This window comes from Butyrivibrio sp. AE3003, from assembly GCF_000686065.1.
Taxonomy (GTDB): domain Bacteria; phylum Bacillota; class Clostridia; order Lachnospirales; family Lachnospiraceae; genus Butyrivibrio; species Butyrivibrio hungatei_A.
This window is the reverse complement of record NZ_JMLX01000001.1, coordinates 238725-253851: the sequence shown is the minus strand read 5'-3', so window position 1 is coordinate 253851 and position 15127 is coordinate 238725. Positions and strand designations below refer to the sequence as shown.

The window sequence follows — 15127 nt, the reverse complement described above, 5'->3', positions numbered from 1 at the left end:
TCAACATGGTCGTCCTCGTAAATGTTTTTATAATTATCAGGGTTCCACAAAAGACTGTATCTCTTTTTCCAAAAGCCGGAACACATTCGCAACCAGATAGCCATCAGCTATAGCATGATTCAATCGAACACTCACAGGCATAACAAGTCTGCCGTTCTCTTCGCGATATTTCCCCCAATTGATAATAGGTGCAAAAAACAAATGCCCATCCGGAAGTTCAATATTAAGCGAATCATATGAAAGCCATGATATGTAAGATGCATCAAACCAGTTTGGATGATTAGCCATATCCAGCATATATTCTCTTGTTTTCTTAGCCTCTTCAACATCCTTCAGAGCATCTGCGTAGAAACTTTCATAGTCCTCATCATATCTTGTATATACAGGAGTACAAGTCTCGGTATCTTCGTGAAAAACATACTGAGTAGGATTGATCACATCGTAGCAGATGAGCTCGTCCGTTTGCCATAGATACCCCATTCTGTAATCGTCTCGCGAATTGAGAACCTTCGAAAGAATATAGAGGAAATTGATATAGAACTTTGTTCCTGCTTTTTTAGAAAAAAGAACCAGATCTGTAACATCAATCCTGGCTGTCATAGAAGTCGAGCATTTGCAATCCTCTGAGAAGTGGCGAAATACACCTTTTCTGTAGTATGTTTCTTTATCTATTATTTTGTAGTTCATATTCTCTCTCCCCAAAATCAAATATTGACTCCAGAACATTCGTTCTTTATAATTATTACTTGGTGCTACCAGTAATTACGGTAGGCGGTTAGTTCTTCAACCGGAGGACTGTGACCTCCGTTAATCATAGAAATCTCTCATGAGAAATCTTTGTTGGAGGAACTTGCTTATGCTCACCATCACTGACCTTATCGCGGTGCTTGCACTGTGTGCGACTTATATTTGATAGTATTCCTATCAAATATAAATCGCTACGCTATAGATGCGACCGATGCGCAGATGAATTATGCAAGCTAAAGCTTGCACGCATCGGCGCGAAAAGAGTCGCAAGCGACTCTTTGTTCTAGTCTTGGTTATATGCATGGAAAGCATGAATCCAAGACACAAAAATAACCGCCCATTGTCCTGGCAGACTTGTATGAGCGGTTATTAACTACTTAAACTTGTTTGGGGCTAACCGTCTATCGGTAGCACCTTTTTCATTTATTATACTACCATTACCGCACATTATCGTCAAATCAATGTTATATATTCAAATTGTTCTAAGCGAGTTCTTTTTCCATCATCTCATACACAAGAATTGCGCCATTTTCAACAGAATATTTGCAATGCTCAATAGTTCTATATCCCCTTTTTTCATATAAATGACAAGCCGGCAAAGATGCATCTAATACTGCCGTAGGAAATTTCTCGGATATATTTTTTTCCAAACAGTCCATGATACATGTGCCATATCCTTTTCCCTGATATTCCGGCTCAACATATACTCTGGTAATATGATTATCCTTGTAGCAGCCGGTACCAACGCATATTCCATCGGCCAAAAGGATACCAACCAAACCACACTCAATATCTTTTAGAATATTTTCCATGCTGTGCAAATTGCTAAAAAACTCAACGACCTCTTTAGGATAATACTTGGGATATGTGGTTTTTATCGAATTCTGAACTATGTTAAACACAGTTTCTATGTCTGCAGTTTTTGCAAGAATATATTCTTTCACCATACTCAATCCTTCCTGCGGGCACTTCCCATTCAAGGCGGCCTACAGTATATCTCCTGTTCTGAATAAGAAGGATGTTATCTTCCTCATCAAAAATAACAATTGCAACAGCCTTCTTGGGATAATGAATCTGATAATAATTTTCTGTTATTTGTCCGCTTGGCTGAGCCACTCTGTCAGAATACAAACATACATGTTCACTTTCATATATAGTTGTTCGTCCCAGGCGCTTTGGCATGAGTTCTTCATTCTTCATTTCTAATCTCCTTTTCGGAAAGATAATGCATTATCTCCATCCTTCGCTTGAAAAACATAAGTCTCTCCCCTTAATCCTTGCTCAAAGCTTATACTGCATAAAATTTTCGTTATGCTTAAATCCATATGAGGTATACAACTTCACTCCCATATCAGAAGCTGTGATTTGAACTGTTCCACAACCATATGCTTTTGCCTCATTTACAACTCTATCAAGCAGTTCTTTAGCAATTCCTTGACGTCTGTATTCTGGATTTGTATACATACTTGATAATAAGCCTATTCTGCCAGATGGACATCCAAAATAAGGAGGTTTCTCAACAAAAGACATACCACTAGTACCAATAATTTTATCTCCATCAAAAGCTAACCAGGAAACAAAGGTTCCATCTGCCATATGTCTGCTATAATAATCCTTAAGAGCCGGAGTTAAATCTATATCCTCTTTAGCCCCTTCTTCTCTCAGTTGATTTATACGCATTTTTATAAAGGTATTCAGGTCAGTTTCAGTAAGTTTTTTTATAAACTATTCCCATTTCGCTCCCCTACAAACTTGAATTTATCTATTAGAAATAATGCTCCATCAAGCGGTCAACCCACTCCGGAACAACTGCATCTTTTTTATCATATACAGGATAGTATGGCTTGATATCCAGGATCGGTGTGCCATCAATCGCATCAAGCCCCTTGACAACGAGTCTGTCTTCCGAAACAGATACAATTTCAACCGAAGTCATGCCAATCCTGTTAGGTCTGTCTTTTCCACGCTGGGAAAAAATACCCACCAGAGGCATATCTTCTCTATTCTGAGGCCTTCTTTGAAGATGTTTTTCTTTTTCATACTTTGCCTTATCAAGATGATATAAAATAATCACATGCGAAAAATCTTCAAGCCCCTTCAAGCCTGAAATATACTCTGCATTCAACACTATAGAAGAAGTATCTTCTCCCCAGGAAACATCTTTTCTGTCCTTAACTTCATTTCTAACATAGCCAATTGGTTCCATTTCAATTTGCATAATTCTCTCCTTAGCAACCTTTTACATCACAATCATTCTCATTGATGCAGCTATACAAGTATGAATTTACTGCAACACAAACCTATATCTCTATCATTTTTCTTATGCCATTAGGGATCACTTCAAATCCAAGTTTCTGATAAAAGCCTTCTTTCCCTTTGGCAGAAACACCACCAATAGTTGTAAATTTCCCTGTAGAAGAATTCTTCACGGCATAGTCTACAAGATGATTAACTATCATGGTTCCTATGCCCATGCCTTGATATGCCGGCAAAACAACTATTTCCTGCCGGCTACTTCAATGACACTCCACGTGTTCTTAATAACGCTCTTGTAGTTATAAACCTATTATCCGTAATACCTTTTTAAATATCAATTACTTAAAAGAAGCATCTTAAAAAGACTTTCTACCTATGAGCGTTCATTTCCGGTGTTTGAGGCATAAAAATCGTCGTCATCTTATACTCATATCAATAACTGTATACCTCAGACCTGTCACCGGTGCCTGAATAGCATGTCGTGAGCGGATGCTCCTGTGAAAAGATAAAGATTCCGCCGTCACATAACAGCCTGTAAATATTCTGCTTCGCCATCTTTTACCTCCCGGTCATTCTCACTGATGCCTAAACTGTCCTGTAAACTTGATTCCACATAAACCACCGGTTACCTGACTGCTTTTAATGTATGAGTCACTTCCCACCGGTTAAGCTCCTCAACCTGCGTAAATCCCGCAGCAAGAAGGGCTTCTTTTTCATGTTCAACTGTCAACGGAGTATCGTAGTGATAGAATATATCATCCGAAAGATCTTGCTCTTTTCTTATCCGAAGAAGCTCCTGCCTATGGAATTCTTCCTGCTCATCCGAATCCGAAAAATAATCTGTAATAATAAAATAGCCTCCGGGTTTAAGAGCTTTTCTTAGTTTGGTATATAGAGGTGTTTTTTCCTCCTTGGTAAAATGATGCAAAGATTCCACAGACACTGCCGCATCAAATAACTCTTCGCCAAAAGAAACATTAAAATACGATCCGCAGATCATAGTAATATCCTTATCCGAAAACTTTGCCCTAAGCGCTTCGAGCATAGCTTCCGTCAGGTCTATCCCCGTAACACTGCCATACGGATTTACAGCAAAAAAACTCTTCTAACTCAAGGCCGGTACCGCAACCAAGATCCAGAACCTTTGCTTTCTTCTCCGTAGGTAAAAGCGAAGCCGTATACTTATAAAACGCCGAAGCACCTACAATATTGCTTTTCATATGCTCGTCATATCCGTTGGCACGGGCAGTAAAAAAATCATCCATTTTTTCAAGCATTTTCAGTCACTCCCCCATTTGAATGAATCCGAATCTCTTTATCGAACTCTTCCAAGCTCATCAAATCTTTTCGAAAGTGCGTGCTCTGTCGGAATCATCGCGCCAACAAGCGGAAGTATTTGTGCAATAATAATACCTGTGCCAACAGTTCCGATCTGATCGTAATCTTTTCCCAACACGAATAACATGGGAATTATCGAAAGAGGAATTGAAACCAGCCCGCAAATATACCATATCTTTCCAAAATAGTTGTGAGCAAAATTCCAAGTATCTTTATTCTGCATGGAACGTTTCGTTCGATAACCAAACACGCCGTTTATATTCTTTGGCGCTTTTCTCATAAACATTTTTCCAAAAAAGATCATAATTCCCGGGCAAAGCAAATCAGTTATTGCCATAAAAAACCAGAATCCCATTTTTCTCCTCCGCATATTTGTTTTTTTCACAATAATAGTGATTTTACTATACCGACATAGCAAGTTCTATTTCGTCTTCGTCCTCATTTCCCGTTGCCACAAATCCTTTATCTTCATACATTTTTCTCGCAACAGGATTGTTTTTATTACAGGTTAAAACAACTCTTTCCGAATCGCCGAACGGCTTTGTCTTAATAAATTCAAGCACATGGTCAAGCGCCTCTTTTCCGTAACCATGCCCCTGACAATCTTTATCGATCATCATGTGCCAGATATCATACTCCGGAATATCATAATCATAAATCACCATGACATATCCGACCATCTTCCCTTCCGCATAGATTCCAAACGGCCGGCATTGATTCCTGTACACATATGCCTGTGCAAGGCTCCGTATCGGATGCGATACAAACTCCTCCTGCCCCGGTGCAAGCTTAAGATTAAATGCATCAATAAAATTTTCTTCTGTTATTTCTTTTAGTTGTACCATAGATTCCCTTACTCCGTCACTCTGCAACTACCGTCTCATACACATCATCATCAATCTTAACGGCTTTCAGCACCATATCGAACCGGTCGACATCCGTGCACATTTCAAAATCCCTCGCAGGAAAAACGTCCTGTAATTCCGGATCAAAAAACTTCATTCCTTCTTTATGGTTTCTGATAGCTTTAATCCCTTCTTCCATATTGATATTCTCACCTGTCAGCATAGCTTTTATATACTCACCGCAAAGCGTATCCTCGGGTGAAGCTTCAACGCCCCTAACTCCCATGCAAATAATAGATACTTCATCCGGATTCTTTTTAATAATGTAATCTGCAACCGGTCTTGCATTAACAAGACTTCCGGTAAGTACCTCATCAGCACCGATTGACGCTGCAACAATTCCCTGAGTTCCGGCACTTGTGGTATGAACAATGGTCTTGTCTTTAATCATGCTAATAACCATCTGTGCAGGCGAATTACCCATATCGAATCCGGGAATTATTCTTCCATGTCTCTCTCCTATCAAAGTGTACTCAGGATGTACATCCTTAAGCTGTCTTGCCGTCTCAACCGCGCCTACGGGAAATATTCTTTCAGCCCCCGAAGCAAAGAGATAACACTCAAGCGAAAAAGCCCTAAACACATCAATTACAACTGCTGTGCCTCTTGCTTTTTTCGCCTCCTCAACGCCTTGTAAAATTCTAATCTTCATGCTCACCCTTCCGTCCCAAGGAGTCCAAAAACTCTGCAATCTCCTTATTTACTTGTTCCGCGTTGTCTCCGTTTGAAAAATGCGACGCATTCTCAATGATATGAAGCGGATAACCTGTATTCTCAGCCCAGGCTTTGCAATACTGCATAACTTTCCCTGTTCTGTCCTTATCTCCAAGCAAAATAAGTACAGGACACTTAAGCTCAATATCTCTGTTTTCCTGCGCAAACTTCCCATACGCAACGTCCATCTGCGCGATAATCTGCGCTTTTGTCATAGGCGCAAGAATTTCCAACATTTTATTATATGAATAATCCGTCAGCGATATCGATCTCGCCATGCTCTTTCGAAGCGCTTTATCAGTGAACAGCCCGGCCATCGGCTTAACCTTCGAAAGGCACCACATATCAAACTTAGAATAATATCTTTTTCCAAAAGGTGTAGTATCAAGTGCTACGAAACATTGCACTTTTTCAGGATACATATGAGCAAACATCTGCGACGGATATCCACCAAGCGACATGCCTACCAGAGCCGCGGATTCCACGGCCTCCTGCTCCAATATGTCATTAAGATCTTTTGCTGTATTTGTAAAAGAGAAATCTCTGTAATCTACGGACAGCCCATGAAGCGGCACATCCCACGTAATCACAGTATATTCCTTATCAAAAAACTCAACCTGCTTCTCAAACATTGTGTGATCCGCAGTAACTCCGTGAGTAAAAACTATAGCTCCCTTAGATGTCTCTTTTGGCCGCGAAATCCAGTAATGTACTACTCCGCCGGCTCCGTTAATTGTCTTATGCTCCATCAGTTCTCCTCAATCGTCCCAATATGGCATTTCAGCCCCTCATCTCACTCCACTCTCCAAAACAGAAAATGTCTTCTTTTCGCAATCAATCTCCGCCCGCGCCCCGTAAGGTAAAATGAACATCGGTGAAGAATGACCAAAGTTAAGTCCATACATTATAGGAATTTGGCAAGAATACTTTCCGGAAACAATCTGCCTTATGACTCGGGCTTGTTTTGTAAAAGAGCTTTGTTCATTTGCCTTTCCGATGATAATACCATTTAGCCTGTTCAGGATTTCTTTTTCTCCCAATTTCTCAAAAAAAGTTCTTATGAATTCTTCGTCAAAAAATTCCGGAATATCCTCAACAAATAGTATCGCGTCTTCATAGTCTTCAATTTCAGGCTCTATCGCCGTACCTTCAAGTTCCATAATGCCCGTGTGCCCGCCAAAAAGTCGTCCTGTAATTCGCCCGCGGCCTTGAATTATTTCATATCCACTACTTGGGTAATAATTTCTGATCTTTTCCGGATGACAATTATCAGACGGCTCAAATGTCCACTCGTCCGCAGGTTCTATGTTTCCAAGAGCTGAACTGTCAAAAAGCGCTTTGATAAACCATTTTTTACTATATTCATGCCACCCTGCCTGATCTGCAATCTGTGTTAAAAGATTATCTCCGTAGAAAGTCGCAAGACCGCATTTATAGCATAGCAAGTGAATGTTCATAACATCGGAGTACCCGATAAATATTTTGGGATTGTCGGAAATCGATTTGGGATCAATAAAGGGAATAAGCTTTATGCTGTCACAACCGCCTACATTGGCAATGATCGCATTCACATCATTATTCTCGAAAGCCCACATAATATCTTCAGCTCGCGCCTGCGGGTTCTTTGCCAGATAATCGGAACCTCTCATCGAATTTGGAGCAGCAATGACATTAAGCCCCAATTCTCTAAGTCTTGAAACACCTAAATCATATTTCCATTTTATGCCTTCATCTCCGGCCCAACCGTTGCAAGGGCTGATCGTTGCTATCGTATCCCCCGGCTTCAATCGGCGCGGCTTTACCAGTTGTCTCATAGTCTCTCCCAAATATAGATTCTCTAAAATGGACTACTAACCCCGTCCCCAAGAGTCCACTTCATTCTCAAGCCACTTCGCCACTCCGTCCTCATTGTTGGAAAGAATGACGCCCGTAGCAACTTTCTTCAAATCCTCATGCGCATTGCTGACCGCATAGCCTTCGTCGGCGGCTTGAAAAAGGCTTATGTCATTTTTGCCGTCGCCAAAAGCCACAACTTTATCGCAGCCGATCATCTCACGCAGCTGCCTGACGGCATTTGCCTTTGACGCAGCCTTGGGCAAAATCTCAAGCCACTGATCGCCGGTATAAATATCTTTTTGAAAAACGCAGTGATAATCCCGCTTGTACGCCTCATACATCGGCGCAAGCTTCTCCGTCTCATCGATGCATGAAATGTAAAAGATATTTCCTTTTTTCAAGTCTCTATAATCATCGATCGGATTAGTCCTAATGTCACCTTCGCGGGAATTTATGAATGTGTTCATGCCCTTCGTACATAACCCGGGGACAAAAGAAAACTTCTCTTTTCCATCAACAATCCCATACACGATCGGATATATATCATGTGAAAAAAGATTCTCCAAAACATCATTCACACTCTCATCAAAGTAATTTGCCCGAAGCACTTCCTCTGTGACGTTATCAATGATAAAAGCACCGTTATAAACAATCAGCGGTATCTTTGCGTTAAGCCCTTTAGTGACTTTTTTGGCCGTTATCAGGGAACGTGCCGTTGCATAGGAAAAGAGCATTCCCTTGCTCACAAGCGTATTTATCGTATTGTTCGTATATTCTGACATCTGCTCATTGCTCTGCAGCAAAGTTCCGTCAAGATCTGAAACGTATAATGTTCTCAATAATTATCCTCCAATCTCACGCCTTATCTGCTCCCAGTCAAAACATCTTGTGTAGTTCTCGCCCGGTAGCTCACACTCGTGATTCCACGGCCTGTCGATGACAAGAACCTTAAGCTCAGGCATATGGTCAAAAAACCTGAATGCCATCGGCGAGTCCTCAATCGCATAGTCAAAGCTCATCTTATAGTAATCCTCAAGCTCCAGATTGAAATTGCTGTTCTTGATAAAAGAGTCCCTGCCGTATTTGTTCAGGCAATAAAGCGTCGCACGCTCCAGACCATGCTCATCAAGCCATCTCCTTGACGCCTCATAGGAACTCGACGGACGCCCCGTTATAACAAAGACCTCATGCCCCTTGTCGATAAGTTCATTAAGCACTTTAGAAGCCCCCGGAGTTTCATCATAGGAAAGAAGCTCCTCCGTGCGATGCCCCTCAAGCATCAGCTTTTCGTACTCATCATCGGTAAGTTCAAAAGACTGTTGCAAGTTAAAAAAAACGTACCTTCTCATACGGAACATCTTTTCCGAAAAACCTTTTTGCAATCACTGTAAACGCCTTTGCCGTCTCGCACAGACAGTCATCAAAATCTACATAAAATTTCATTTTGCAAACCTCATTATCAATTATGCTTTATCACAACATCTATGAAAACAATGATCTAATCGGCGTTTTCCAATCTTTAAACGCATTCAATATATTCACTGTTTCAAATTATCACATGAAAAATATCGCAGTTCGCTTTAATAATTTCGTATCTGCTCACATATCTTCTCTGTCGCTTCATCAATGAAGCTGCTCAACATACTAACCGCAAACATTTCATTCGAAGACACATCGACACTTTCTTCAATATTGAACTGCTTCTCAATAAGATGCCTCTTCATCGCAACCTGATTATCAGCCGTAACGAAATCTTCAAAGTCTGTTTCCTTCGACTCCCGAAGCAGCTCCAAAATCTCTTTTGCCCCATAATAATTCTTAAAGAGCCATTTATCCAAACACTGCGCCTCAGGATAATACTTTTCCTTAAACTCATCTAATGTCATCGGCGGAATCATCTTTCTTTTAAGCGCACTCCAGACCATAAGGTCGTACCAATAGTCAGTCAGATTGTGCACGCACATTCCGGTCAAAAAAGCTCTCGTCTGCGCGTCCTTCTCACTTACAACGTACTTTTTCCAAAAGGCTTCTATGTTCAGGAGCCAGTTATCATAATACTGCGTATCGCCCCATGGTCCGCAGTTTTCAAAACTGTGGGAATGAATTTTTTTTCTCAAGATATGCATCCGAAAACCAGACAGAATCAGGCGCAACGGATCCAAGAATATATTCCGCCCTGTTATCCTCTATTTCCAAAATCTCTGCAACCTTGAAGGCAACCGCTAAGTGAGTCATTTGTAAAGCCATTGAATTTTACCTTTTTATTTACTAAACATTTTGATTACAACTTATACTGCATGAAATTACGCTCGTTCCTACGGCCTTTTTCCGTTAATCTTCTATAGGTAATACTGTTCATGTACACCTCCTTGGCATGTCAGTTAAACGCTTCATTCTCAAAGTCTATTCGTACAAGTGCCTTTCCGTTCGGAAGGCGTTCCTTCATCTTCGCTTTCTCGGAATATCCAACCGCATTCATTGTAACAACAAGCTCATTCTCCTCCATCTGATGATGAACCTCTTCAAGCTTGTCAAAAGAATGAATGTAAGGCGAATCAGAAACCCAGTTGCAGACATCCTCATTGATCTGGATAACGCAAGATACAAAGCGCGGATTCACCGCGGAAACCACCTTTGCAAAAGCATCATAGCCGATGTACTCGATCAACAGATTTGCTATCAAGAGCTCTGCCTGCGGCAACTTCTCAGGTTCAGAAATAAGATCAGCCTTAAGTAGCTTAAGCACTCCCGAATCCGTCATTCCTGCAAATCTTGCCGCCACAGCATCAAGATATTTCTCATTTATGTCAACGCCGTAAACAGTGCTGTACTTGCCACCATCCACATGCTCCAGACCGTTTCCGCCCGCAACGCCAAGAACCATCGCTGTAGTCACGGGATACTCGTCAAACTGCGCCTTCATCATCGAATTAAGCGTCTGAAGCTGCTTTACGGAATCAAGCTTCATATGATTCTCGTAGTCGTCCAGCCCAATCTCTTCCCATGGATTTTTCATCTTCACTCCTTTTGGACCATGGGGACGGGGTTTGTGGACCATTTTCTTTTAGCTTTTCCAAAATGGTCCACTACCCCCGTCCCTGTGGATCATTCTTCTTTGACCCTCTTTCCCGTCATGTGCTCCGGCGTAAATTCAAAGCACTGCACTCGCGGGAAAAAGAACTTGAGCTCTTTTGCAAGAAACTCCTCGTCGTCCGTGAATTTTTTTACCATGGCAATGCAGATTTTCTTCGCCTTCTCTTCATCTTCCACAAAGCTTATCCTTCCGAAAGTGATAACGCTCTTAAAGTTCAGCGCCCACTTGCCCTCTTCGCGGTAGCCTTCATCGTGAACGGTATAGCAAGCCTTGTCACAAGACTTGATTGCATCATTCTTGTGTCCGTCTTTTGCCCCGTGAAAATAAATCTTACCGTCCTCTTCGCAATACCAGTGCACAAGCGGCACTCCGTAAGGATATCCGTCGTCGCCTATAAGCGAAAGCACACCTCTCTTGGTATTCTTGAGAACTTCTATGCATTCTTCATCAGTTATCTGCTGATTAAATCTTCTCATTTTTCTAAACATATGCGTCCCTCCTCTTTTTATGCAATCACATGAAGTGCGTAATAGATCAAACTCATAACAATTCCCATTGCAAAAGAAATACTGTGTATCTTGATATTTGAAAAATCAAAGCACCTCATCTGACCATTGATGATATTACCTATGACTACTGCACCAATCGTCCAATCCGCATAAACCGTACCAAGCTTAAACGGCTCATAGCTCTTGCAGATAATCTGCATCATCAGCATCAAACCAATAATCGCAAAAATAATAACCGAGCCACCAACAGAATATTCAGCATTTTTCGAAGAAAAAGAAAAAATCACATTTGTGGCAGTTCCTGCAATAATCCCCAGCAAAGCTATGGCAACACCGTTCAACTTTCCATCAAGATAGATAGTGATGAAATACAAAATCGCGCTGTTTGCCACCACATGAAACAAGCTTGCATGCAAGAAAGAAGCTGTAAAATAGCGATAATACTGACCGCTTATATTGTTGATACCCTTTCCACACAAGTACTTATCAATATCCGTAAATCTTCTTATTAAGTATAAAAGAATCCACAAACCGATAATAATTTTGACTGCCAAAATGTTGTTTTTCACTTTCGTATCATCCTCGCTATTTGTATATTTACTGATATTTTTCGCAAGTAATATCAAACTGTAATTTCAATCTGGTTCCCTTCAATTCCAACGATGCAACTCTCATAGTAGCCATCACCAGTAGTGCGTGGGCCACTGACAACATCGTAGCCGGCAGCTTTAAGCATTTCAGTCAGCTCATCGACCTTTTCTTTACTACCCACAGAAAAGGCAATGTGAATGAAGCCCGTACGATTAAGCGTTTTTTCCATATCGTACATATCAGGCTTATTCATCAGCTCGATCCTCGCCCCATCATCAAAAGAAATAAAGTACGATCTAAAATCTGTTTTCTCATTATGATAACCGTCGTTGGATGTTCCGCCAAGATATTTCACAAAGAAATCTCTTGCCGCCTCCAGTTCATTAACGTACATCGCTACATGCTCTATCTTCATCTGCTACCTCCTTAACTATGGTCAGCCCATCACATAATCCAAATAGACTCTCTTGTCCTCACCTACGTCACTTATGTTCAATTACAAACTTTATGTCCGTAAAATCTTTCTCACATTCACTTATTCCTACGTGTAAAAATCGATTTTCTAGATTCTATGTCCGTAAAGCCATTCCCTCATTCGCTTACTTCTACGTGTAAAAATCGATTTTCAAGATTCTATGTCCGTAAAACCATTCCTTCATTCGCTTACTTCTACGTGTAAAAATCGATTTTAAGGATTCTATGTCCGTAAAGCCATTCTCTCACCTCATACTTCTACGTGTAGAAGTCGATATCAATCCCTTCACTCAATCGCTCCGCCATGAAATACGCATTCGTAAACACTCTTACCTTTATAGCTTATGATCTCTTTTCCGCTGAACCACTCAAAATCGCCGTCTACGCTGCACTTGTAATTATAGTCACCGTTGCTGTAATCAGCAGGGCCTCTGAAAGGCTTATCCTCGGGAACGTGCAAAAGAGCTTCCTTCAGAAAATCTCCGCTAAAACCATCTCCGATAACTCTTCCTACATAGTTCATGCTCCCGAACGGCTCGCCATCACTCCAAAGTGCCTCCTCGCCTGCAAACTTATTGCCGCCAAGGTACGTATCGTAGTACATATAATTTCCATCTTTATAGATCAGATCATGCGATTTTTCCCTAGACGGTGTAGTCTCCGCACCTTTTCCCGCATAAGTTGCCTGCTTCGCTTTTATCAAAAAATCAATTATTTTCTTGTCCATTTTTCTTATGTCTCCTAATATAAGCTGATGTCAGCTCCGCCTTTCATCAGCTATTCCGGTCCCTTATGTTTTACGCCTTCTTCATCTTGATGATCATATACACCGGATTTTCAACAAAGCTCTCGTATCTGTAAGCCTGCGTTTCCTTCCATTCTTCGGGCGCCATCGGCTCACACACCTTCTCAATGGTCAGTCCCGCACCAACTATGGCATTTACATAGTCCGAAAAAGTATGATGATAACTTTTGCTGAGATGATTCTCGTAGTCATCGTTGTACTCAAGCCACGGCTGGATGTAAGCTCTCATCGCTTTGTCCATGTATCTGACATTCCACTCTTCGTCCTCAGGAAAAGAACCATCTTCATGCTCAACAGGATACATCGCCGAATATACAGGATTGATCGCGGAAAAGATACATTCCCCGCCTTCTTTAAGGCTTTTTGCCACATTCTCAAACAGCTGCTTCAAATTCTCAATGTAATGACTTGTTGTCGATGAAAAAATAAAGTCGACAGGCTCATCTATCACCTCTTTGCAAGTAGCTGCATCATGCTGCACAAATTCAGCCTTTGAACCGTTTGCGCCGGCTTTTTCTCCCGCAATCTTAAGCATTTCTTCCGAAAGGTCGATTCCTACAATCTTCGCCGGCTCACTCTTTTCCAAAAGAAAAGTAAATATCCCGGTACCACAGCCTAAATCCACTACTGTCTTTCCCTTCAAATCAGGAAGTATTTCCTTAATGCACGGCCACTCAATGCAGTAGCTATAAGAATCCTCTGCATTGTTAAACTTCTCATATGCCTTTGCCATGCTGTTCCAATCTATTTTTATCTCGTTCATTTCTAATTTCTCCGTTTCAATTATGTATTTATTTAGTTTCTGTATTAAACTCCTCAATAAACCCTTTGATGTACTCATGACGATGAAGAGCCATTTTCTTTGCTTCTTCGGTATTCATCTCATCCTTTAACAGCAAGAGCTTGTCATAAAAGTGCTGAATTGAATCATCCAAAGATCTTCCGACTTTTCCGCCGTACGCAAATGTTCTTGCAATTCCCACTGCTCCAATCGCATCAAGCCTATCCGCATCTTGCACTATCTGCCCTTCAATGCTCTCCGGCCTTTGGCCCCTGTTCATGCTAAAAGAAACTCCGTTGATAATAGCACAGATCTGCTCAATCTCTTTTTCTTCAAGATCATTACTTGTCAAAAAAGCTCTCGCATTAGCATTGTCCTTCGTATCAAACAACTTATGATCATCAACATCATGTAATAAAGCCGCAAGCGCCACGACCTCGCTATCACACCCAGGATAACGCTCCGCCAGTCTCATAGCATTTGCATAAACCCGCATCGAATGCGCCGCGTCATGTCCATCCGCGTTATTACTGAAAATTTCCTCTATGTAACTTTTTGCATTTTCAATTATTGAAGCATTCATCTTAGTTTCTCTGCTATTTCCTTTAGTTTGCCATAAATAGGCAGTCGCTATCAGGCTATAAAAAGCCACTTTACCTGCACCGGTTCTGCCTAGAACATCATTTAAGATATTTTAGGCAGAGAATTTTGAGCTATTTTTCCACGTGAGCCTTCACTCGGACTGCTCATATCTCATCCTTTAATAATATAGGCAGGCACTCCATTCTGCTTATTTTATCATTTCGCTACATATAAGCAGTGGTTTTCCTGCTTTTTCTATCCATTTCACTTCAAAATGCACTGCCTATTTTCTTACTTCATGAGAAATGAGCAGGCCATCTCACCCATTTCACAATTTTATTCTTGTTTTTTGCACTGCCTCTATCTTCGCTCTTCGAAATATAGGCAGATAAATTGATATACCATTTTTCAACTTTTTCGATTATGAGCAGATAATTGTAGTAAAAATGTGCAAAAATCTCACCGCCATCTTCATCGATACGATAACATATCTGT

Annotated in this window: 25 protein-coding genes; all 25 read right to left on the bottom strand. The window is 41.0% G+C overall.

Annotated elements, in window-relative coordinates; translation table 11 throughout:
- Positions 1-36: 36 nt before the first annotated feature.
- Positions 37-687, bottom strand: a complete 651-nt coding sequence (locus CD00_RS0101235; protein WP_026654256.1) for a CatA-like O-acetyltransferase, family 3 — start codon at positions 685-687, stop codon at positions 37-39.
- A gap of 542 nt (positions 688-1229) precedes the next feature.
- Positions 1230-1694 (bottom strand): GNAT family N-acetyltransferase, encoded by a 465-nt coding sequence (locus CD00_RS0101230; RefSeq protein WP_034461898.1) that lies wholly within the window; start codon positions 1692-1694, stop codon positions 1230-1232.
- Positions 1642-1947, bottom strand: coding sequence for an NUDIX domain-containing protein (locus CD00_RS16745; protein WP_051594036.1), 306 nt, complete (start codon positions 1945-1947; stop codon positions 1642-1644). The genes CD00_RS0101230 and CD00_RS16745 overlap by 53 nt, the downstream gene beginning before the upstream one ends.
- 81 nt (positions 1948-2028) lie before the next feature.
- Positions 2029-2469 carry a GNAT family N-acetyltransferase gene (locus tag CD00_RS0101220; RefSeq protein WP_026654254.1) on the bottom strand — a complete coding sequence of 147 codons (441 nt, stop codon included), beginning with the start codon at positions 2467-2469 and terminating at the stop codon, positions 2029-2031.
- A gap of 43 nt (positions 2470-2512) precedes the next feature.
- Positions 2513-2965: a tRNA (N6-threonylcarbamoyladenosine(37)-N6)-methyltransferase TrmO gene (gene tsaA, locus CD00_RS0101215; RefSeq protein ID WP_026654253.1), complete on the bottom strand. Its 453-nt coding sequence runs from the start codon at positions 2963-2965 to the stop codon at positions 2513-2515.
- An 82-nt stretch (positions 2966-3047) separates the two neighbouring features.
- Positions 3048-3239 carry a GNAT family N-acetyltransferase gene (locus CD00_RS16740; RefSeq protein WP_051594034.1) on the bottom strand — a complete coding sequence of 64 codons (192 nt, stop codon included), beginning with the start codon at positions 3237-3239 and terminating at the stop codon, positions 3048-3050.
- Positions 3240-3435: 196 nt separating this feature from the next.
- The gene (locus tag CD00_RS20835) at positions 3436-3558 is read right to left on the bottom strand and encodes a hypothetical protein (RefSeq protein WP_255346787.1); all 123 of its coding nucleotides are present in this window, start codon (positions 3556-3558) and stop codon (positions 3436-3438) included.
- Between the two features lie 70 nt (positions 3559-3628).
- Positions 3629-4048 carry a methyltransferase domain-containing protein gene (locus tag CD00_RS20315; RefSeq protein WP_051594033.1) on the bottom strand — a complete coding sequence of 140 codons (420 nt, stop codon included), beginning with the start codon at positions 4046-4048 and terminating at the stop codon, positions 3629-3631.
- A complete protein-coding gene (locus tag CD00_RS20310) occupies positions 4032-4280 on the bottom strand; it encodes a hypothetical protein (protein WP_051594032.1) in 249 nt (82 codons plus the stop codon). Before CD00_RS20310 ends, CD00_RS20315 begins: the two co-directional genes overlap by 17 nt.
- A gap of 38 nt (positions 4281-4318) precedes the next feature.
- Positions 4319-4696, bottom strand: coding sequence for an SdpI family protein (locus CD00_RS0101195; protein ID WP_026654252.1), 378 nt, complete (start codon positions 4694-4696; stop codon positions 4319-4321).
- Positions 4697-4742: 46 nt separating this feature from the next.
- Positions 4743-5186, bottom strand: coding sequence for a GNAT family N-acetyltransferase (locus CD00_RS0101190; RefSeq protein WP_026654251.1), 444 nt, complete (start codon positions 5184-5186; stop codon positions 4743-4745).
- 16 nt (positions 5187-5202) lie between these two features.
- Complete coding sequence (locus CD00_RS0101185; protein ID WP_026654250.1) at positions 5203-5898, bottom strand: 2-phosphosulfolactate phosphatase; 696 nt, start codon at positions 5896-5898, stop codon at positions 5203-5205.
- Positions 5888-6709, bottom strand: a complete 822-nt coding sequence (locus CD00_RS0101180; protein WP_026654249.1) for an alpha/beta fold hydrolase — start codon at positions 6707-6709, stop codon at positions 5888-5890. The genes CD00_RS0101185 and CD00_RS0101180 overlap by 11 nt, the downstream gene beginning before the upstream one ends.
- A gap of 39 nt (positions 6710-6748) precedes the next feature.
- Positions 6749-7774, bottom strand: a complete 1026-nt coding sequence (locus tag CD00_RS0101175; RefSeq protein WP_034461897.1) for a S66 peptidase family protein — start codon at positions 7772-7774, stop codon at positions 6749-6751.
- A 36-nt stretch (positions 7775-7810) separates the two neighbouring features.
- The gene (locus tag CD00_RS0101170; RefSeq protein ID WP_026654247.1) at positions 7811-8635 is read right to left on the bottom strand and encodes a Cof-type HAD-IIB family hydrolase; all 825 of its coding nucleotides are present in this window, start codon (positions 8633-8635) and stop codon (positions 7811-7813) included.
- Between the two features lie 3 nt (positions 8636-8638).
- Positions 8639-9145, bottom strand: coding sequence for a 2-dehydropantoate 2-reductase (locus CD00_RS16730; protein ID WP_242838898.1), 507 nt, complete (start codon positions 9143-9145; stop codon positions 8639-8641).
- Between the two features lie 231 nt (positions 9146-9376).
- Positions 9377-9913 (bottom strand): hypothetical protein, encoded by a 537-nt coding sequence (locus tag CD00_RS0101160; protein ID WP_026654246.1) that lies wholly within the window; start codon positions 9911-9913, stop codon positions 9377-9379.
- Positions 9882-10043: a hypothetical protein gene (locus CD00_RS20005; protein WP_185750363.1), complete on the bottom strand. Its 162-nt coding sequence runs from the start codon at positions 10041-10043 to the stop codon at positions 9882-9884. Before CD00_RS20005 ends, CD00_RS0101160 begins: the two co-directional genes overlap by 32 nt.
- A gap of 130 nt (positions 10044-10173) precedes the next feature.
- Positions 10174-10812, bottom strand: a complete 639-nt coding sequence (locus CD00_RS0101150; protein WP_026654245.1) for a methyltransferase type 11 — start codon at positions 10810-10812, stop codon at positions 10174-10176.
- A gap of 89 nt (positions 10813-10901) precedes the next feature.
- Positions 10902-11378 (bottom strand): pyridoxamine 5'-phosphate oxidase family protein, encoded by a 477-nt coding sequence (locus CD00_RS0101145; RefSeq protein ID WP_026654244.1) that lies wholly within the window; start codon positions 11376-11378, stop codon positions 10902-10904.
- A gap of 17 nt (positions 11379-11395) precedes the next feature.
- Entirely contained in the window at positions 11396-11968 is a 573-nt protein-coding gene (locus tag CD00_RS0101140; protein ID WP_185750362.1) for a rhomboid family intramembrane serine protease, read from the bottom strand.
- 53 nt (positions 11969-12021) lie between these two features.
- Entirely contained in the window at positions 12022-12405 is a 384-nt protein-coding gene (locus CD00_RS0101135; protein ID WP_026654242.1) for a VOC family protein, read from the bottom strand.
- A gap of 345 nt (positions 12406-12750) precedes the next feature.
- Complete coding sequence (locus CD00_RS0101130) at positions 12751-13191, bottom strand: DUF5680 domain-containing protein (protein WP_026654241.1); 441 nt, start codon at positions 13189-13191, stop codon at positions 12751-12753.
- Between the two features lie 70 nt (positions 13192-13261).
- Positions 13262-14032: a class I SAM-dependent DNA methyltransferase gene (locus CD00_RS0101125; protein ID WP_026654240.1), complete on the bottom strand. Its 771-nt coding sequence runs from the start codon at positions 14030-14032 to the stop codon at positions 13262-13264.
- A 28-nt stretch (positions 14033-14060) separates the two neighbouring features.
- Entirely contained in the window at positions 14061-14633 is a 573-nt protein-coding gene (locus CD00_RS0101120; RefSeq protein WP_026654239.1) for an HD domain-containing protein, read from the bottom strand.
- Positions 14634-15127: the final 494 nt, after the last annotated feature.